Source organism: Mucilaginibacter lacusdianchii, assembly GCF_009770985.1.
Classification (GTDB): Bacteria; Bacteroidota; Bacteroidia; order Sphingobacteriales; family Sphingobacteriaceae; genus Mucilaginibacter; species Mucilaginibacter lacusdianchii.
The window spans coordinates 1,467,805-1,488,197 of the sequence record NZ_WSRW01000002.1; the positions used below are offsets into that span (position 1 = coordinate 1,467,805).

The 20,393-nt window shown below is 42.8% G+C and carries 20 protein-coding genes; 9 read left to right on the forward strand and 11 right to left on the reverse strand.

Features of this window, described 5'->3' with window-relative positions:
• Positions 1-78: 78 nt before the first annotated feature.
• The 3 genes from GPM24_RS13355 to GPM24_RS13365 all read right to left on the reverse strand — a co-directional run bounded on the left by GPM24_RS13355 (position 79) and on the right by GPM24_RS13365 (position 4,184).
• A complete protein-coding gene (locus GPM24_RS13355) occupies positions 79-2,160 on the reverse strand; it encodes a TonB-dependent receptor (protein ID WP_158827233.1) in 2,082 nt (693 codons plus the stop codon).
• Positions 2,161-2,250: 90 nt separating this feature from the next.
• Entirely contained in the window at positions 2,251-3,573 is a 1,323-nt protein-coding gene (locus GPM24_RS13360) for a PQQ-dependent sugar dehydrogenase (protein ID WP_158827234.1), read from the reverse strand.
• Between the two features lie 89 nt (positions 3,574-3,662).
• Positions 3,663-4,184: an NADPH-dependent FMN reductase gene (locus GPM24_RS13365; protein WP_158827235.1), complete on the reverse strand. Its 522-nt coding sequence runs from the start codon at positions 4,182-4,184 to the stop codon at positions 3,663-3,665.
• 159 nt (positions 4,185-4,343) lie between these two features.
• Here GPM24_RS13365 and GPM24_RS13370 point away from each other — a divergent pair, with 159 nt between their 5' ends.
• From GPM24_RS13370 to lepB, 5 genes are read left to right on the forward strand one after another with little or no spacing between them, the layout of a single operon-like run.
• A complete protein-coding gene (locus GPM24_RS13370; RefSeq protein WP_158827236.1) occupies positions 4,344-5,147 on the forward strand; it encodes a ParA family protein in 804 nt (267 codons plus the stop codon).
• Between the two features lie 4 nt (positions 5,148-5,151).
• On the forward strand, positions 5,152-6,060 hold the full coding sequence (locus GPM24_RS13375) for a ParB/RepB/Spo0J family partition protein (RefSeq protein WP_158827237.1): 909 nt from the start codon (positions 5,152-5,154) through the stop codon (positions 6,058-6,060).
• A 1-nt stretch (position 6,061) separates the two neighbouring features.
• Entirely contained in the window at positions 6,062-6,778 is a 717-nt protein-coding gene (locus tag GPM24_RS13380; protein WP_158827238.1) for a DUF5683 domain-containing protein, read from the forward strand.
• Between the two features lie 56 nt (positions 6,779-6,834).
• Entirely contained in the window at positions 6,835-7,590 is a 756-nt protein-coding gene (dapB, locus tag GPM24_RS13385; RefSeq protein ID WP_158827239.1) for a 4-hydroxy-tetrahydrodipicolinate reductase, read from the forward strand.
• Positions 7,591-7,620: 30 nt separating this feature from the next.
• Positions 7,621-8,727 (forward strand): signal peptidase I, encoded by a 1,107-nt coding sequence (lepB, locus tag GPM24_RS13390; RefSeq protein ID WP_158827240.1) that lies wholly within the window; start codon positions 7,621-7,623, stop codon positions 8,725-8,727.
• A gap of 524 nt (positions 8,728-9,251) precedes the next feature.
• Here lepB and GPM24_RS13395 read toward each other — a convergent pair.
• Positions 9,252-11,051, reverse strand: coding sequence for an ABC transporter ATP-binding protein (locus GPM24_RS13395; protein WP_158827241.1), 1,800 nt, complete (start codon positions 11,049-11,051; stop codon positions 9,252-9,254).
• 107 nt (positions 11,052-11,158) lie between these two features.
• Complete coding sequence (gene truA, locus GPM24_RS13400) at positions 11,159-11,914, reverse strand: tRNA pseudouridine(38-40) synthase TruA (protein WP_158827242.1); 756 nt, start codon at positions 11,912-11,914, stop codon at positions 11,159-11,161.
• Positions 11,915-11,997: 83 nt separating this feature from the next.
• Between truA and GPM24_RS13405 the strand changes: the two genes are divergently transcribed.
• A complete protein-coding gene (locus GPM24_RS13405; RefSeq protein ID WP_158827243.1) occupies positions 11,998-12,474 on the forward strand; it encodes a DUF4293 domain-containing protein in 477 nt (158 codons plus the stop codon).
• Here GPM24_RS13405 and GPM24_RS13410 read toward each other — a convergent pair.
• Positions 12,471-13,346, reverse strand: a complete 876-nt coding sequence (locus GPM24_RS13410; protein WP_158827244.1) for an alpha/beta fold hydrolase — start codon at positions 13,344-13,346, stop codon at positions 12,471-12,473. The two genes, GPM24_RS13405 and GPM24_RS13410, sit on opposite strands and share 4 nt — an antisense overlap.
• Positions 13,347-13,505: 159 nt before the next feature.
• Here GPM24_RS13410 and GPM24_RS13415 point away from each other — a divergent pair, with 159 nt between their 5' ends.
• Complete coding sequence (locus GPM24_RS13415; protein ID WP_158827245.1) at positions 13,506-15,314, forward strand: DEAD/DEAH box helicase; 1,809 nt, start codon at positions 13,506-13,508, stop codon at positions 15,312-15,314.
• A gap of 85 nt (positions 15,315-15,399) precedes the next feature.
• Here the strand turns inward: GPM24_RS13415 and GPM24_RS13420 are convergent, their stop codons facing one another.
• Genes GPM24_RS13420 through GPM24_RS13430 form a run of 3 tightly spaced genes read right to left on the reverse strand, consistent with a single transcriptional unit; the run spans position 15,400 to position 17,170 of the window.
• A complete protein-coding gene (locus GPM24_RS13420) occupies positions 15,400-15,720 on the reverse strand; it encodes a hypothetical protein (RefSeq protein ID WP_158827246.1) in 321 nt (106 codons plus the stop codon).
• Positions 15,721-15,770: 50 nt separating this feature from the next.
• Positions 15,771-16,124, reverse strand: a complete 354-nt coding sequence (locus GPM24_RS13425) for a hypothetical protein (RefSeq protein ID WP_158827247.1) — start codon at positions 16,122-16,124, stop codon at positions 15,771-15,773.
• Positions 16,125-16,159: 35 nt separating this feature from the next.
• Positions 16,160-17,170, reverse strand: a complete 1,011-nt coding sequence (locus tag GPM24_RS13430) for an NAD(P)H-dependent glycerol-3-phosphate dehydrogenase (RefSeq protein WP_158827248.1) — start codon at positions 17,168-17,170, stop codon at positions 16,160-16,162.
• Between the two features lie 206 nt (positions 17,171-17,376).
• Here GPM24_RS13430 and GPM24_RS13435 point away from each other — a divergent pair, with 206 nt between their 5' ends.
• On the forward strand, positions 17,377-18,000 hold the full coding sequence (locus GPM24_RS13435) for a polysaccharide deacetylase family protein (RefSeq protein WP_158827249.1): 624 nt from the start codon (positions 17,377-17,379) through the stop codon (positions 17,998-18,000).
• Positions 18,001-18,107: 107 nt separating this feature from the next.
• Positions 18,108-18,872, forward strand: a complete 765-nt coding sequence (gene map / locus GPM24_RS13440) for a type I methionyl aminopeptidase (protein WP_158827250.1) — start codon at positions 18,108-18,110, stop codon at positions 18,870-18,872.
• A 103-nt stretch (positions 18,873-18,975) separates the two neighbouring features.
• Here the strand turns inward: map and GPM24_RS13445 are convergent, their stop codons facing one another.
• Together GPM24_RS13445 and GPM24_RS13450 are read right to left on the reverse strand one after the other, a co-directional pair.
• Positions 18,976-19,413: a hypothetical protein gene (locus GPM24_RS13445; RefSeq protein ID WP_233268827.1), complete on the reverse strand. Its 438-nt coding sequence runs from the start codon at positions 19,411-19,413 to the stop codon at positions 18,976-18,978.
• An 89-nt stretch (positions 19,414-19,502) separates the two neighbouring features.
• A complete protein-coding gene (locus GPM24_RS13450; RefSeq protein WP_158827251.1) occupies positions 19,503-20,387 on the reverse strand; it encodes a glutamate--tRNA ligase family protein in 885 nt (294 codons plus the stop codon).
• Positions 20,388-20,393 lie beyond the last annotated feature (6 nt).

Here is a 20,393-nt window from a genome sequence, read left to right on the forward strand (position 1 = left end):
AAAGCGATTAGTTAACCAGTTGCTTCAAAAAGATCTCTCACTGTCGTTCGAGATGACATTATTTGAAACTTCTAAGACCTAAAACATCACATTAAATCCGGCATAGTAATTTCTCATAGGCGCCGGATTATAATATCGGTTACCTACCGCATTCAAATCATTGCCCAGGCTGTAATGTTCATTAAGTAGGTTATCAGCCCCTGCGTAAATCTCTAACTTATACTTACGCCCCGTAAATGGCTGCCAACCAGCCTTAGCCTGTACCAGATTGTAATGCCCGGCGTAAACTGTATTGGCATCGTTAACCGGTATGCGGCTGGTGTAGTTGTGTTGCACAAAAAAGTAAATAGTTTGCGGTAATCTGAGTTGTAAACTACTGACGATGACTTGCCGAGGCGTGCCGGTTACTTGGTTGCCTGAGTAGTTGTTGCCTAAAGCGGTATAATCTCTGAATTTGAACTTGTTGTAGGTAAAGGCTTCGTTAAATTGTAAGCCGCGGATAAAGCCATTAGTACGTTGGCGAATAATCCAGGCCATAAAGTTTACCTCTGCCCCCGGCTGATTAGTGCCACCGGCATTTAAAAAGAAGTCGGTTTCGTTAACATTACGACGGTTAACAATGGCATTGGTTAAGCGGTAGTAAAATACCGACGCATCCAGTAAAATACTTTCGTCACGGTTACGCAGCCGAAAACCGGTCTCATAGTTCCAGCCGGTTTCAGCCTGTAAATCGGTGTTGACTATATTGTTGCTTGGGCGCACCTCGGCAATGGTAGGCGGCGAGTAACCTCGACTTACAGACGCCCGCCAAATAAAATCCTGATTAATTTGGTATGACATGGCAATACGCGGCATTAACTCCGCCGAAAAATTGCGTGTATTAAAGCCCGATTGATTAAGCGGAAAAATATTGCGGAACTTGTATTGATAATAGTTTAAACTCAGCGCTGCTTCTACATCCAATCGCTTAAATAAAGTAGCGGCGTAGCGTGCAAAGAAGAAGTGCTGGTTGGTATTTACCTCGTCAAGCGCCTGTGGGTTAGCTTTTACACCCCGGTTATTGTCATAATTATTGATATCAGCATTAGTTTGCTGCCATTCGGCACCCAGGTTAAATTTCCAATCGATAGTTGAGGAAGGCAGTCCGTTCAATTCAAAGTAAGTGCGGCCGCCATAAGTATTCTCTTTGCGCTGCTCGTAATTGGTAATAAAAGGGTTGGCAAAATCAACACGACTACCAAATATGGTAGCCACATTGCGAATACGATCGGTCAAATGAGCTTCATTCACTAATCCGCCAAACAGCATTTTGGTACTGATGCCAATGTTTTGGTCTATGGCTCCTAAAACGGCCGGTGTAGCCGGACGGGCGGCCCGTGGATTAGCCTGATATTGCGCCAGCATTAGTCCGCCGGGGGTTTGATATTTTAAATCAGAGTAAAAGCCCAAAGCTTTTAACTGGTTTTGGTTGCCGTAGTAATAGCGATCGGCCAGCTGAATGTAATGCCGTTGCATGTAACTATGGTCGCGGTAGCCATCATACGTTTGGTAGGCCTGATTGATATTTAATTCGTTGTTGCTCCATCGGTGATGGATAGCTGCATTTTGGTGAAACAAACCGTACGAGCCGGCATTGGCACCCAAACTTACCGAAGTGCTATCGGTATAACGATTGATAGGATTGAGCAATACCACACCACCAGAGTTGGCACCAAATAAACTGCCATCTGGCCCTTTTAAAACCTCGAGGCTATGTAAGCTGGTAATGTCCAGTGCATTCAGGTAAGTATTACCGCCGGCATCTGTTAAAGGTATTTCATCAAAGTAAATCTTCACATTCCGAACGCCATAAGGCGAGCGCAACAAACTGCCGCGAATAGATAAACGGTAACTGCCCGGCGTACGTTCTTCCATGCGTATACCCGGCAAAGTATTTAATGCGCTTACCAGCGAGTTACTGGGTTGCAATGCCAACTGATTAACACCTAAAACGCCTACTGAAGCAGGAATGCGCAATACTGGCCGCTCCGATAGATAAGCACGTACGGTAACTTCTTTTAAGCGTTTGGTTGTATCGTTGTGTAAAGTATCTGTACGATGCTGAGCCTGTACCTGTGTAAAAGAAAAGCCCAACAATAAGGCGGTGTAAAATTTTATCATGCGTTGGATATACAAAACAAACATAGCCCTTTTGTTTGAAGGGCTATGTTTGTTTTTAGCTAAAAATTATACTGCTGCGTTTATGCAAAATTACTTTTCTGCACTTACCCGCCAAATAGTATTTCCCGCATCGTCAGCTACCAGCAGGGCACCGTCTTTAGCTACTGCTACACCAACTGGGCGTCCATGTACCTGGCTGGTAGCCGGATCGGCAATAAAGCCAGTTAAAAAATCTTCAGGTTTGCCTGGTTTGCCGTTGGTAAAAGGTACAAACATAACTTTATAACCCACCAGTTTAGAGCTGTTCCACGACCCATGCTGGCCGATGAACGCACCGTTTTTATACTTAGCCGGGAATTTATCACCGTCATAAAAAGCCAACCCTAATGATGCTGTGTGTGCACCCAATGGTACATCAGGCACTATAGTTTTTTTAACCAAATCAGGGCGTTCGCCTTTTCGGCGCGGGTCTTCATGCTGGCCAAAGTAAGCGTATGGCCAGCCGTAAAAGCCGCCTTCTTTAACGCTGGTCAGGTAATCAGGCACCAGTTCGTCGCCCAGTTCATCACGTTCGTTTACGGCTGCCCACAGCACATTAGTGCCTGGCTGAAAATCGATACCTGCCGGATTACGTAAACCGCTAGCATATATTTTTTCGTTAGAACCGTCCAATCCAACGACTAACACATCGGCGCGACGAGCTTCGTTAGCCATACCATGTTCCGCCACGTTGCTGCCCGAACCAACTGCAATATATATCTTGGTACTATCCGGACTTACCTGCAGGTTACGTGTCCAGTGGTTATTGTAACCGCCAGCTGGTAATTTTACAATACGTTCGCCAGGTTTGGTAATACGGGTATCACCAGGAGTGTATGGGTAGCGCCATAGGCCATCAGTGTTAGCTACATAAAAATACCGTCCTACTATGGTCATGCCATAAGGCTGTTTTAAACCACTCAGGAAAACGCCTTTGTTATCTACTACACCATCACCGTTCGAGTCGCGGAAAATGATGATATTGTTGGCGCTTTTACCCATATTTTGCGACTTGCTTTTACCGCTAACCGCATTTTTAACAGCGGTAGTGCCATTGGCTTCGGTAGTAGCCTGCGCTGCAAACACATCGCCATTAGGTGCTACATAAAGGTTGCGAGGGTTATCCAGTTTATCAGCATACAAACTAACTTTAAAACCTTTAGGCGCTTTGGGTAAAGTGTCTTTAGGCCAGCCAATCAGTTCACAAAAAACCGTGGTAGATTTGGTTTGATAAGGCGGTGGCAAATGTACCGTATCGCCCGTACTAACACTTACGGTATCGGCCTGTTTCGGGTCTGGTTTCTTTTTGGAAGAGCAGCTGGCAAGTATCGTTGCCGATACGGCAAGGCCATATATCCAGTTTATGTTTCTCATGGTAGCAGTATATGTTTACTGAAACCACAACCTCATAGCTATCACTATTGTTTGTAAGTATTTGTTTACAAGCTTTTCTTACACAAAACTTAATATTTTACAAATTTTTCTATCTGCTCGTTCACAAATTTTAAAGTATCCGCTTTGTGTAGATTTCCTTCTTCGTCCAACTCTTTATGTATAGCCGGAATATGTATTTTTAGCGGCATGATGTGCATATGCATATAATTGCACACGCCTGTAAAATGCTCTATACCCCTAATATTGCCATACTTACCTGACGAAAGGCCCACCAAAGCTGCTTTTTTATCATAAAAACTATTTGGAAAATCGCAGGCATCAATAAAAGCTTTCAACACTCCCGGAAAGCTGCCATTGTATTCGGGTATAACGAATAAAAACTTCTGCGTATCGGCTACCATTTGCTGCATAGGCACAAACGCTTCGCTACGCTTGCCAAACATATCCGTTTGTATAAAATTGGCAGGTAAATCCATCAGCGAAAATAAATTCACTTCCAAACCCTTATTCAGCAACAATCTCTGATAATATTTTGATAACTTTAGAGTTGAACTATCAGGACGATTGGTGCCTGCAATGATGGTAATCATCTTAATATTGTTTATAAGTTAGCGCAACAGGCGGGGTTGCCAATTGTTTAATTTCGTATCTTTAGCCCCCGGATTAAGCGTGCGAAAGTATTAAATTTTACCTTTACTTTTGGCTATACCGGTAATAGGGATGTGTTGTAATATTTGGAGTATATAAAAATGAGTAAGATAATTGCGTTAGCTAATCAAAAAGGCGGTGTGGGTAAAACCACTTCTTCTATCAACCTGGCGGCAAGTTTAGCCGTGCTGGAATACCGGACTTTATTGGTGGATGCCGATCCGCAGGCTAACTCAACCTCGGGTATTGGTTTTGATCCGCGCACCATTAAAAACAGTATTTATGAGTGCATCATTAACCAGATTGACCCTAATGATGCCATACAAAAAACGGAAACACCCAATCTGGATTTGCTACCAGCGCATATTGACCTGGTAGGTGCCGAGATTGAAATGATAAACCTTACCGACCGCGAATACAAAATGCGTGACGTGTTGGAAAAGGTGAGCCCCAATTATGATTTTATCATCATCGACTGCTCGCCATCACTGGGCTTAATTACCATTAACGCCCTTACCGCTGCTCACTCGGTAATTATACCGGTACAATGTGAATATTTTGCATTGGAAGGTTTGGGCAAGCTGTTAAATACTATCAAAATTGTACAGAACCGCCTTAACCCGCAGCTGGACATCGAAGGTATTTTGCTAACGATGTATGACGTGCGCCTGCGCCTGTCAAACCAGGTGGTTGAAGAGGTGCGTACGCACTTTGAAGATTTGGTATTTGATACCATTATACAGCGCAACACCCGCCTTAGCGAGGCGCCAAGCTTTGGTGTATCGGTAATTATGCACGATGCTACCTGTAAAGGCGCTGTTAACTATTTGAACCTGGCCCGCGAGATTATTAGAAAAAATGGGTTATTGAAACCATCCGGCCACGAAAATACCGTAGCTGTTTAATTAAATGAGCGTAGACAAAAAGAAAGCACTAGGCAGAGGGTTAAGCGCCCTCTTAAATGATACAGCCGAGGTAGCACCGCACCGGCAACAAAAGCCTGTAGCAGCCGAAACGGTTGGCAACAGCTTGGGGGCCATAAGTGAGATACGTATTTCTGAAATTGAAATAAACCCATTTCAGCCCCGTACTGATTTTGACGAACAAAGCCTTTATGAACTGGCTGAATCCATCAAAGTGCAAGGCCTTATTCAGCCTATTACCGTACGGCGTGTAAATGCACATGCTTACCAGCTGATATCCGGCGAACGCCGTTTGCGTGCCTCAAAACGTGCCGGTTTAACTACCATTCCGGCTTATATACGCACCGCTAACGACCAGCAATTGCTGGAAATGGCGTTGATAGAAAACATTCAGCGCGAAGATCTGAATGCTATGGAAGTTGCCATAAGCTTTCAGCGTATGCTGGAAGAATGTAACCTGAAGCAGGATGAACTTGGCGAACGGGTAAGTAAGAACCGGTCTACCGTTACTAATTACCTGCGGTTGCTTAAACTACCGCCCAGCATACAAGCCTCTATTCGCGATGGCGACATCAGCATGGGGCATGCACGTGCTTTAATCAACGTAACTGACCCAACCAAGCAGTTGTACATTCATCAATTGATTTTACAACAGGGCTTGTCGGTACGTAAGGTAGAAGAGATGGTGCGCGATTTGCAAAAAGCGCCGGTAAAAAAGGAAGGCAAAAAACCAGAGCCAATTTCTTTCCAGGTTCAGAAAATTCAGGACGATCTGGCATCTAAGTTTAGCACTAAAGTAAAAGTTAAAGTAGGCAACAAAGGTGCCGGCAGCATCGAAATTCCGTTTATGTCGGAAGATGATCTGGGCCGTATCCTCGAAATGCTGGATTGGTAAAATGGGCAGGTTGTTACTACTCATAGGTTTGTTTTTAGCTGTGACCTTTCGTGCTGCGGCTCAAGGCCCTGATACGGTTAAGGTAAAAACGGCTGCCGATAGCCTGAGCCGTCTAAATAGTAAGCGTGACTCGGCTAAAGCAAAACCTTTAAAACCTTTTGCACCCAAGCCGTCTAAAGTAAAAATTTATCGCCCCGATAGTACGCATAGCCCAGGATTGGCTGTTCGCCGTTCGGCCATGATACCAGGCTGGGGGCAAGTTTATAATGGCAAATGGTGGAAAGTACCCTTAATTTATGCAGGATTAGGCGGACTTGGTTTGGCTCTTGAATTCAATCACCGGTATTATAGGCAGTACCTGCAAATGGCCATCTACAAGCGCGATGGATTAACCGTTGATCAAATTAACTCACAATACGGCGGCAAGTACCTAAAAGAGTATCAAGCCTTATCATCAAATGTCTCTTATCAGGCGTTGGTAGATGCTAAAAATGCCAATCTGCGTAACTTTCAGTTAAGTATTTTAGGAACGGTTGCTGCCTGGGGCATACAAATGGTTGATGCTTATATCGATGCCAAGTTTAAGCATTCTTATACGATGGATAATGACTTGGGACTAAAAATCACGCCGGGCTTACTAAATAACAACACGGCTTACGCTTCCAATTTTAGTAGTACATTTACACCCGTTTTAAAAGTTTCTTTAAATTTTAAATAAGGCTGGTAGTATAGGGCGCAAGCGCTTACTGTTAAAGCTAATTATAAACTGTATTCATGAAAATCGCATTATCAGGCTATGGCAAAATGGGCAAAATCATCGAAAAGATGGCTCTTGACCGTAAGCACGAAATTGTATTAAAAATTGATAAAGATAATACCCATGAACTAACCGCCGACAACCTGCGCCAGGCAGATGTGGTGATTGAGTTTAGCACCCCCGACTCCGCTTTTAATAACATCAAAACTTGTGTGGAAGCTGGTGTGCCGATAGTAGTGGGTACAACCGGTTGGTATGACCATTTGGACGAAGTAAAGCAATTGTGCGAGCAAACCGGCGGCGCTGTTTTATACGGTACCAATTTTAGTGTAGGCGTTAATGTGTTTTTTCACATCAATAAAATGCTGGCCAAAGTGATGAACAACTATCCGTATTACGGTGTACAGGTAGAAGAAATTCATCACACGCAAAAGCTGGATTGGCCCAGCGGCACAGCCATCACCATTGCCGAAGGCATTATTGAAAACCTGGATGTTAAAACCGAATGGACCAAGGCGCTGGTAAGCGATACAGATGATGCAGACAGCAATGTTAACGAGCGCGATAATGAGTTGCTGATTGAGTCGTTACGCATTGAAAATGTACCTGGAACCCATACCGTTATTTATGATTCGGAAGTAGATACCATAGAATTTAAACATACGGCACACAACCGCAACGGCTTTGCCTTGGGGGCAGTACTAGCGGCCGAATGGATAAAAGATAAAAAAGGCTGCTATCCGGTAACAGATATGTTTAACTTTAGTGCCTGATTACAAGTTATTATACGAGATTAACATTACATGAACTGGAAATTCTGGAATAAAAAACAGGGCGAGCCTAAAAAGAAAAAAAGCACCACCCGCGAGTGGGTAGATGCTATTTTATTTGCGGTAATTGCTGCTACGCTTATCCGTACGCTGTTTATTGAAGCGTATACTATACCAACCCCGTCTATGGAGCGATCACTGCTGGTAGGCGACTTTTTGTTTGTAAGCAAGGTGAACTACGGTGCCCGTACCCCCATGACACCAATTGCCTTTCCATTTGCCCATCACACCATGCCTGTATTAGGTACTAAGGCTTATTGGGATGGCGTTAAACTGCCTTATTACCGTTTGCCGGGTTTAAGCGAAGTTAAAAAAGGTGACGTGGTGGTGTTTAACTGGCCTATGGAAGCCGACTCGCCTTACTACCGGCCGGTTGACAAGCGCGAAAATTACATTAAACGCTGCCAGGGCGCACCCGGCGACACGTTAAAGATTGTTGACGGGCAGGTTTTTGTAAATGGCAAAGCGAATGAAAATCCACCAGAAAGCCAAATTGATTATAAGATTACAACCAACGGTGAGCAGCTGAATCCATTGATTTTAGAGCAATTAAAAATCTCATATTATGATGGTTTTGCTAATCCTACGATGACCAAAGAGTCGGCTGATAAACTGAGAGGCTTTTCAAGCATTACGTCAATCAAACCTAACTTGGCGCCAAAAGATTCGGTAGATATTTACAGTCAGCCGGTGTTTCCAAATGATCCGCATTATCGTAAGTGGAACCAGGATAACTTTGGCCCTATCCTGATCCCTAAAAAAGGCTGGACGGTTAAATTAGACAGCTTAACGCTACCTGTTTACAAGCGCGCTATCACCGTTTATGAAGGCAATAAGCTGGAGACTAAAGGCAATGATATTTACATCAACGGCCAAAAAGCCACTAGCTATACTTTTAAAATGAATTATTACTGGATGATGGGTGATAACCGCCACGATTCATTAGATTCACGTTTCTGGGGATTTGTGCCCGAAGATCACATTGTAGGTAAGGCTTTATTTATCTGGATGAGTTGGGATGATAACGCGTCCTTCCTACACAAGATACGTTGGAGCAGGATATTTAGAGGTATCCATTAATAGATATTTGAAAGCCCTTAGTTAATAGCTAAGGGCTTTTCTATATACTTTTGTTAGTGCTTTGACTTCTGGTTGCGCCCTGTTAGGATGGGTTAAGTAATTATACCACAGCCTGTGGATGTTACTTTTTCTTTTGCCGGAAAAGAAAAAGTAACCAAAAAGAAACCTCTCGGCCGCACCTTTTCCTATATTCTGCCAGTACTTCAACTTAAGGCAATGGTACCCGGAAAAGCTGAATGCCGACTTTTTGAGGTCTTGTTCTGGCAGTGCTTTATGTTAAATGAAAAGAAGAGGATAAAAGCAAAAAGAAGCGCAAAGGCCCGCTGTTGCGCCCGGGCCAGCGACGGCCTTGCGGGCAGATAGGTGATCGCAACAGCTAGGCTTTTTTGGTTCTTTTGTAGCTATGACAAAAGAACTAGCCCCTGCGGCAATGAGCAGACGAAGTAAGTAAATGACCACTGCAATAAGTTCAAACAACACAAACCTGAAAAATAAATAGCAGAGCCAAACAACACACGTTCCCTCTACCGCTCAATCCCAGCCGAATTAAACTGCAAATCGTATAACTTACGATAATAACCATTCTCGATACGAAGCAATTCCTGATGGGTACCCATTTCCTTGATCTCACCATGATCAAGCACAATGATTTTGTCGGCGCTCTGGATGGTGGATAACCGGTGAGCAATTACAATGGCAGTACGGCCTTGCATTAGCTTATCAATAGCGTTTTGGATCAGCAGCTCGGTTTCGGTATCTACAGATGATGTAGCCTCGTCTAAAACCAGAATAGCCGGGTTATAAACCAACGCCCGTACAAACGAAATTAACTGCGCCTGGCCAGCCGATAAGGTGGCGCCGCGCTCCATTACATTATAATCATAGCCGCCCGGTAAGCGCTCAATAAATTCATGCGCACCCACGTTTTTAGCAGCGGCCACAATTTGTTCACGAGTTATAGACGGATTGTTCAGACTAATATTATTGGCAATGGTATCTGAGAAAAGAAAAACATCCTGAATTACGGTGGCAATTTGTGATCGCAGATAATTCAATTCATAATCTTTAATATTTACGCCATCTACGGTTACTTGGCCCTGCCCTATTTCGTAAAAACGGTTTAGGATGTTAATAGTAGATGATTTACCGGCACCAGTGGCACCTACCAGCGCCAAAGTTTCGCCAGGCTTTACGGCAAAGCTTATATTTTTCAACACCCAGTTGTCATCGTTATAAGCAAACCATACTTCGTTAAACACAATTTCGCCACGCAAGGCACCACTTTTTACTTTGCCATCATTCACTACCACCTCGTCGGTATCCAGTACCTTAAAAATACGGTCGGCTCCAACCATGCCCATTTGCAGGGTATTAAATTTATCGGCCAGTTGGCGTATCGGGCGGAACAATAGGTTAAGCAAGGCAATAAAGGCGATGATCAATCCGGGGGTAATGCCTTTATGTGATGCCGACATATCCGCCATTTGCTGATCAGTAAGGATGCGTTTGCAACCATACCAAACCAGTAGACCGATAGACAGCGCCATAAATATTTCAACTACCGGAAAAAAGATGGAATAATACCAGTTAGACCGGATGTTGGCATCACGATATTTAACATTCACTTCTTTAAACTTACGCATCTCCTGGTCTTCGCGGGCAAAGTATTGGATGATGCTGATGCCCGAGATATGCTCCTGTAAAAAGGTATTGAGTTGTGCTACCTGGGTGCGCACTTCCTGAAAAGACGATTTGATAGCTTCTTTAAATATGTATGTAGCGGCCAGCAAAAAAGGGATTGGAATTAAGGTAATCATCGTTAGCTTCCAATCCTTCGACAACATATAAATAATGATGGATATCAAAAGCAGCATGTCGCCCATGATGGATATCAAACCTTCCGAAAAAATATCGGCAATGGTTTCCAAATCAGATACCGTACGGGTAATAAGCATGCCGATAGGCGTACGGTCGAAGTACTTTAGGCGCAGACTGATGATATGATTAAACACATGAATCCGCAAATCGCGTATTACAGATTGCCCGAGGGCGTTGGTCAGGTAAGTTTGGTAATACTGTGTGATGGTTTGTACCACCAACTGAACAATCATCAAACCAACAATAAATACTAAACCGTTATAATTATTGGTCACAATGTAATCGTCCATTGCCTTTTCCATCAGGATAGGCTGCGCCAGGGCAATAACGGCTACAAATATGGTAAGGAAAGCTGCTATAATAAACGTAGTGCGGTACGGCTTTACGTAATGCATTATCCTCAACAGCAGCTTCCAATCTATGGCTTTTCCGGTTACTTGAGACATTTGTTTACTTAATAATTTATGGAATGACGGAATGCTTGATTTTGTTTGTCACTCTACTTTGCCATTATCATCTCTCACTGTTGTTTGAGATGATAATTCTTGATGAATTATAAATAAGGATATTTTACTTCCGTTAAGTATAACCCGCAGGCAGGCACAGATGTTCCGGCATTGCTGCGGTTTTTGCTTTCGATGATTTGACGGATACCATCAGGCTCTATTTCATGGCGACCAACCATCAGGCAGGTTCCTACAATGGCCCGTACCATATTACGCAAAAACCGGTCGGCCGATATGTAAAACACCAGTCCATCACCAGTTTGCACCCACTCTGCACGGGTCACTTTGCAGTTATTGGTTTTTACCTGAGTGTTTGATTTACTAAAGCAGCTAAAATCAGTGTACTCCATAATAATTTGCCCGGCTTGGTTCATAGCCTCCACATCCAGGTTTCCTTTTAATAACCAGGAGTAGTTGTTTTTAAACGGATTTTTATGAAAATGAATATGATACTCGTATGATCGCTTTATAGCATCAAAACGCGCATGGGCATCGGGATGTACAGGAGTGACGCGTTTAACAGCAATATCAATAGGCAACAGTGCATTAATGCCAGCCTCGAACCGTACAAGATCAATAGCTTTCAGGCTATCAGGATAATCAAAATGCACAAATAATTGCCGAGCGTGTACACCGGTATCCGTTCGTCCGGCACCTGTGGTTTCAACAGGGTGGCGTAACAGTATGGCCAGTGCTTCATTCAACTTTTGCTGTACGGTTACAGCATTTGGCTGTATTTGCCAACCGTGGTAGCGTGTACCCTCATAAGTCAGTTCTAAAAAGTATCGTTGATATTGAGACACATTACAAAGGTAGCAAACCCTTAACAATGCTCAATTTATAATTTGCCAAACAATTTTATATTTGCCGTGCTAATTAATCAATTATGTTACAACGCGTACAAAGTATATACCTGTTTTTTGCCAGCCTGGCACTGTTTGCCTTATATATGGTAACCCTGGCTAATAATGTTTACATCGGCGGTAAGCCAACCTCTATCAAAATAACCGGCCTCTTTCAGGACGTTAATGGTGCACAGCAGCATGTCAGCTCGTTTGTAGCACTTACCGCGGTGTTGGCTGTTATTGCTCTTTTGCCTTTGGCCATCATCTTTTTATATCGCAACCGCAAGCAGCAAGTTGCTTTGTGCTACAGCGCTATTTTGGTGATATTGGGCTATAGCTTTTGGATGGCGCAAACCGTTAAAAACGCTACTGAAGAAGCGGCAGGCGTGGTATTAAAATCAGACAATTTTGGTGTAGGCATGTTTTTACCACCACTGGGTATATTGTTGATATTTTTAGCTATCCGCGCTATAAAAAAGGACGAGGCACTGGTTCGCTCGGCTGATAGGCTACGCTAGTTAAAGCGCCCCTCACCAGCAATTACCCGGTAAGGCTTTTTAAAGAAATCGGCCACTGTTTTGTTAAAATCATCCTTATAAAAGATCGGGGTTGAATGGCCCGAGTTGGGTAAAATCCACAAATATGATTTTGGGATAGATTGTGCAATAAGCATGGTATGCTGCGGCAGCAGCACATCATGGTCGCCGCCTATCACCAGTGTAGGGCAACTGATAGTTTTGAGTTGTTCTACTTTTATATGCGGCTCATACGATAGCAAGTGCATTAATTTGCGGGCGTTCTTAAACCCTGCCGGCGGGCTTTTCATCTTTCTCAGTGAGTCATCCATCATCTTGTTCTGTTGCATTACCATGCGGTACACTGCCGGGTCAACTGCGGTAGTATCGGGCCATAAGTTAGCACCGGTAACGGCCAGTTTTTTCACCTTATCAGGATGCCGGATAGCCATTAGTAATCCGTTGATACCACCGTCGCTCCAGCCAATTACATAGCACTGTTTCAGGTGCAGGCTATCCAGCAAAGCATTTAAATCATCAGTCATCATTTCATAACTCAATGAATCGCTGTTATCTACCGATTTACCCTGCGCCCGACTGTCAGCCAATATTACTTTATAGTTCTTAGCAAAATAAGGTATCTGGTATAAAAAGTTATTTATAGAACCACCATTACCATGAATAATCAGTAACGGTTCGCCTTTGCCGTATACTTCGTAATACATTTTAAATCCGCGGGTATTCAAGTATCGTCCCACTTTGGCATTTCGGCCATACATGGTGGTGTCAAATGGCGATTTTGCGCTTTGTGCCGAAGCTTCAAATACTAATATTGTACATAGTGCGCCCAATAAAAAGGTTCCTAAAATTTTCATGATGTAGATTTAAGCTATTGTATGTAAATATATTACATTTAATTCAAGCTTTATATTCATCACCCAAATCTCATTTTAATTTACGCATTCGAAAAGCCAATTAAAATCCTTACTTTTGCACCCGATTTAGCAATGTAGCTAAATACGTTATTTTAATTCATGAACAACCCATTTATTGAACTGGGAATCCGTCATGATATTGTTAATGCCATCACTGAGTTAGGATTTGAAAATCCTACGCCAATCCAGGAACAGTCAATTCCGGTATTGTTAACAGGCAGCAACGATTTTGTCGGATTAGCCCAAACCGGGACCGGAAAAACTGCTGCTTTTGGCTTACCATTATTGGAACTGCTGGATTTTGAAGAAAATTATCCACAGGCACTGGTATTGTGCCCTACACGTGAACTTTGTTTACAAATCACCAATGATCTGAAAAACTACTCTAAAAACATGAGCAACGTAAATGTTGTGGCTGTTTACGGAGGCGCCAGTATTTCAGACCAATTACGCCAAATTAAACGTGGCGTACAGATTGTTGTTGCTACACCGGGCCGTATGCTCGATATTATCAACCGCAAGGCTATTGATTTTTCGCAGGTACAATATGTAGTATTGGATGAAGCTGATGAAATGCTCAACATGGGCTTTCAGGAAGACATTGATAGTATCTTATCCACTACGCCCGAGGATAAAAAAACCTGGCTGTTTTCGGCCACTATGCCAAGCGAAGTTCGCCGCATTTCTAAAAAGTATATGACCGACCCGTATGAGTTAACTATGGGTGCGAAAAATACTGGTAATGCCAACATTGAACATGAGTACTACATTGTACGTGCCCGTGATAAATATGCAGCATTTAAACGTATTGTAGATTTTAACCCTGAGATTTTTGGTATCGTATTTTGCCGTACCAAAATTGAAACTCAGGAAATCGCCGAAGCGCTGATTAAAGACGGCTACAATGCCGACTCGTTGCACGGTGACTTATCGCAACAACAGCGCGACAAAGTAATGAAACGTTACCGTGAGCGCAGCTTGCAATTGCTTATTGCAACCGACGTAGCTGCCCGTGGTATTGACGTTAACGACGTTACACACGTTATTAACTATTCATTACCTGATGAAATTGAGAACTACACCCACCGTAGCGGACGTACCGCCCGTGCCGGTAAAACAGGTGTATCTATTTCTATCATCAACTCAAAAGAGATTGGTAAAATCCGCCAGATTGAGCGTGTTATTGGCAAAAAATTCATTAAAGCCGAAATACCAACCGGTTTTGATGTTTGCGAAAAACAACTTTTTGGTTTGATACATAAAGTACATAATGTTGAAGTGAATGAACAGCAAATTGAGCAGTACATTCCGCGCATTATGGACGAGTTTGCTGATCTGAGCAAAGAAGATTTAATTAAGCGTTTTGCATCTATCGAGTTTAACAGCTTCTTAGAATACTATAAAAACGCACCTGATTTGAATGTACCGGAAGATACACGTGCCGGTCGTGATAGCAACGAAAAATTCCCGCGTACAGGTATGCGCGCAGATTTTACCCGTCTGTTTATCAACTTAGGTTCGGTTGATGGTTTTGGCCGCGGCGATTTGCTGGGTTACTTCTGCAACCAAACCAGCTTAGTTGGCCGTAACATTGGTAAAATAGACGTAAAAGGTGTTTACTCTTTCATCGAAGTACCTAACGCCGATGTAGATCAGGCATTTAACGCTTTCAAATCGGCTGAATTTAAAGGCCGCCAGGTAAGAATTGAAATTTCTGCCGATGGTGACCGTAACGAAAGCCGCGGTGGATGGTCTAACAAGAAACGTGAAGGCGGTGGCGATCGCAGAGATGGTGGTAACCGTCGTGAGGGTGGTAACACCCGCGGCAATGAGCGCAGTGGCTCAGGGTTCCGCGATTTTTCAGGCAAACGTCGCGAAGATCGTGGCGAACGCCGGAAACGGTTTTAAGTAATAGTTTTTCAGCTTCATTTATATGAAGCAAAGTTTAGTTTTAGTTTAGTTAGCAAAGCCTTCCTTCGGGGAGGCTTTTGTTTTATCTAACAAAATCAATACTTACAGAATCGGGGTAAAGCAGCTTCAAGCTGTGATCATCTAACTTTTGAATTACAAAGCGGGTGTAAGGCTGGCTGCCTTCAAACGAAGTAAAAATAGTGTCGCCTTTCAAAAAATAATCCTCCGGCACATCCGATTCACTTAATAATACAAATTGTTTATCGGTAATGCGCAAGCGGGTACTACCGTCTTGCGTATGCCAATCGCCCTTTAAATTACTTTTTCCAGTATCAGAGCAGGCGGCCATAAACAGGATAAATGCACAGGCAACATGTACAAATATCAAGGCAAAGTTTTTCATGGTAATTAATAAGAAAAGTTGCGCCTGCCAGGCAGGCGCTTGTCAATATATTATGGTTTAACTACCAGTTCTGACTCTTTTACGTAAACGCGTTTACCTTTTTTGTTAACGTAGTAATAAGCTGAATGGTCATCAATATATATAGTTTGACCGCCTGGCCCTACTTTACCATCATATTTTTTATCAACCACAGCTGATGCACCCTTAGATGCTACTTCTGAAGTTTTACGTGCGCCTGTTTTAACGCCTTTTTTGGTTGCTTTGTAGCCGGTTTTTACACCGTTACCTACAGCTTTGGCGCCTTTGCTTACTGCCTTTTCAGTTTTTTTTACTACTTGAGCTTCGGTATGCACAGCGGCAAATAAGCCGGCTGCCAGTATCCCTATTTTTAATACGTTTTTCATGGTTTCAATTGAAATTAGTTTCCTTATTTTAGATACTAACTCAATTGTTCTGCCAAACGTCTCATTTCCAGTATTGGAGAACGTTTTTTATATAAAATACCGTATACAGCCTCACAAATAGGCATATTTACCATGTATTGTTTATTTATCTGGTGTAGGCAATTTACTGCATAATATCCCTCGGCTATCATATTCATTTCCAACTGTGCCGATTTTACCGTATAACCTTTGCCTATCATATTACCAAAAGTACGGTTACGGCTAAACTGAGAATAGGCCGTTACCAGCAAATCGCCCAGATATGCCGATTCTTTAATATCCCGGTCTATAGGGTGCACCGCATCTACGAAATCCTTAATTTCACGAATGGCATTAGAGATTAGTACAGCCTGAAAATTATCACCATATCCCACACCATGGCAAATGCCACTGGCCACGGCATATATATTTTTTAATACGGCGGCATATTCGGTACCATAAATATCGTCGGATGCAATGGTTTTAATATACCGTGTACTCAGCATACCGGCAAAATGAGCTGCCAGCTCCGTGTCCTGCGACGCAATAGTTAAGTAAGATAACTTTTCGAGGGCTACTTCTTCCGCATGGCAAGGTCCGCTAATCACCAAAAAGTCCTGAAAGGATACATTATAATATTTATGCAAAAACTCACCTATAATTAAATTCTCATCAGGCACAATACCTTTTATGGCAGATATTACTTTTTTGCCGGCCATATCCGCTGGGGTTACGTCAGACAAGGCTTCTTTCAAAAAGGCGGCGGGCACATTCAACAGCACCATGTCTGCTTGCTGTAGCAGTGATTTTAAATCGGTAGAGATATTTTCGGGCGGCAATTTAATTTCAACCGAGCTGAGGTAATTAGGGTTATGTCTGAATTTTTGCAGGTCTTCTACCGCCTGTGTATTGCGCATCCACCAAAAAACTTCTTTTTGAGTGGTGTTATCCGTTAACATTTTAATATTAGCGGTGGCCCAACTGCCCCCTCCTACTACCAGTATCTTATTATTTTGCGCTTCTTGCATGCAATATCCGTCTCTGCCGGTGCAGTTAAATAAATTTCCGGCACAGCAAAGTAAAAAAAATAATAGCACAAGTAGGCGTGTAATCAGCGCAATTTATACATGGCCAAAAAGCGGACGTTAAAATTAATTGCGTTAACTAATTTTATTACTTTAAAGCACAGCTTTGTAATTAAACGCTACCTGATATTTTTTTGCTTTATTTGTGCATGTACGTGGTTAAAACGCCCTGGCTGCTTAAACAAATATATCCGCAACTTACCTGGAACCTCAACCGGAATGAGCCGGTTATTTATTTAACCTTTGATGATGGCCCTATTCCGGTAGTTACACCTTTTGTGTTAAAAACCCTGAAGCAGTACCATGCACAGGCTACTTTTTTTTGCATAGGTGATAACGTAGAAAAACACCCCGATATATTTAAATATGTACAAGCCGACGGTCATGCTATAGGTAACCACACTTTTAACCACCTGAGGGGCTGGAAAACCGACGATGTAATTTATCGGGATAACTTTTTATTGGCTGATGAGTTATTGAACACATCGTTGTTTCGTCCACCATATGGCCGTATTAAACGCTCACAAATTAAATTACTCAAAGCAGCCCGGCCCGATTTGCAGATTATTATGTGGGATGTACTGAGTGGAGACTTTGATATGTCGTTGAAGCCCGAAGAGTGCCTGAAAGGCGTATTGAAACATACAAGCAATGGCGCTATTGTAGTATTTCATGACAGCCTGAAAGCATTTAACCGGTTAGAGTATGTATTACCCAAAGCTTTGGAGGCTTGGAGCAAGGCAGGATTTAGGTTTGAGAAGCTGCCTGCTTAAATCTACTTATTTAAAATCATTGATTAATTATCTTATAACTCCATCATATAGCTGCAAGCGTATTGCTGGCACCTAAATTGTTTACCTTTGTTCAAAAATATTCAACTATGTCTATTACTTCAGATGCCGAATTACTTGGAATGCAACAAATAAGCGACTGTGTTGCACTGGCACTAAAGGCCATGCGCGAATACTGCAAACCGGGCATAACTACCCAAGAGCTTGATGAGTACGGCGGTCAGTTGTTAGCTCAAATGGGTGCCAAATCGGCCCCTAAGCTTACTTACGGCTTTCCGGGATACACATGTATCAGCATTAACAACGTTGTTGCACACGGCATCCCATCAGCAGATGTAATTCTGAAAGAAGGGGATTTAATTAACATAGATGTATCTGCCGAGTTGAACGGTTTTTGGGCCGATAATGGTGGCTCATTTGTATTAGGTGAGGATATCAACAATCATCAGCCTTTAGTTACTGCATCCAGAGAAATTTTGGAAACTGCATTGAACCAAATACGCGGAGGCGTTAAAATAGCCGACATCGGTAAGCTTATTCAAACGCAAGCGGCTAAACGGGGTTATACCGTTATTAAAAACTTAGCCGGCCATGGCGTAGGCCGCAGCTTGCACGAAGAGCCTCATGATATTCTGAATTATTATGAGCGGTTTAACACCGCCCGTTTTAAAAAAAACAGCATTGTAGCCGTTGAAACATTCATTTCAACTAAATCTACCTGGGCCGATACCGGTGCCGACAAATGGACACTTACCGGCAACAAAGGCGGCTATGTAGCCCAGCATGAGCATACTATTATGGTAACGTCGGGCATGCCTGTTATTTTAACGCAGGCCAATGGCATATTTGCATAATAAGTTACAGCCTGTTAATAAAAGCAACCCTTCACCGGTACAATTAGTTAGTTAATTATACCGGTAAAGGTTCATGAGCTGTTTGTAAATTAACTTTCAGCCGTTAAAACGACTTAGTTGTTAGAACAACTTGAGAACCTGGATTTTGGATATTAACTTCATCTTCGGCTGTAATGAAAACACGTTTTGGTTTAAAAGGAGTAACCGTTCTTAAAGATGCATTTAGGGAATTGGTAAAAAAACCGCTTTCGCTTCTTAACTGACCTAAGTTTTTGGTACCACTGCTTTCAGTTTCCATCCAAACCACGTAAGCTTTTTTGGGAGGTGTTAGCCTTGACGCTTCTGCCAGCCGGCCAATGTTGATATTGATGGTATAGTTGTTATTGTCATCTTTATCGATAGTAATTTTGCCTTGTGCCGCCGGAACCACGGTTGAGTTTATAAAAGCAACCTTTTTAGAGCAGGATACAACAGACAAACTCAAAAGCAATACAAATACCTGTAAAATATACTTCTTTTGGTTTAATACTAACACTTTCATTACGTATCTTTTTTATTTTAAAGAAGTTACCCAAGCGATATTTGTTTTAACTAAAAAGAAATAAGTATCATACTAAATAAACTAAGCATTTATATCCGTTTATGGAAAACGACCTCAGCTAATTGCCGCCAATTGGTAACCAACTCATCTATTCCTGTTAGGTTTGCAATCTGCTGGTAAATTTGCTCTGGTTTGTATCCCTGCTCACGCAAATAACGGATAGAAGTAGCACCGGCCGATTTAGATAGCTTTTGCTGATCGGCCCCCATCAGTAAACCATGATGGTAAAACTGCACCTGCGTAAAGCTATCAGCCCTTAGTATCTGTGCCAGATACACCTGCGCTAAGGTGGATGGTAACAAATCAACACCGCGTACAATGTGGGTGATACCAAAATGCACGTCGTCTACCAGCGAGCTTAATTGGTAAGCGGGGAAACCATCTTTTTTTCGCACTACAAAATATTGCATCAAGGCAGGCAACTTGGCAGATTGATTGCCTTGTGGCCAAAGCTGTATCTGTATTTCCGAATACCTTGGCGTAGTTATGCGCCAGTTAACTTCACTACCGTCCAGCGGCACTGCTTCATGGCTGCAGGTACCCGGGTAGCTTTCATCAATACTCAGACTTCGTATTTGTGAGCGCGAACAGTTGCAGGCAAATACTTGTTCGGTTTGTAATAACTGCTCTAAAGCCTGTTGATACAACGGCATACGGTGAATCTGAGACCATTCGCTTTCAAACTCTTGTAAGGTGCGCGGCCCTTCGTGCCAGGGTATTTCTAAAAAATTGAGGGTATCAAAAATATCCTGCACATACGCCGAGTTGGCACGCTGGCGGTCCATATCATCAATACGCAGCAGTATGCGGGCATCTACCCGCTCAGCCAACGCAGCCGTTAAAGCAAACGATAGGATATTACCTAAGTGCAGGTATCCACTGGGGGTTGGCGCTATACGTATTTTGTTGGGCATTTTGAT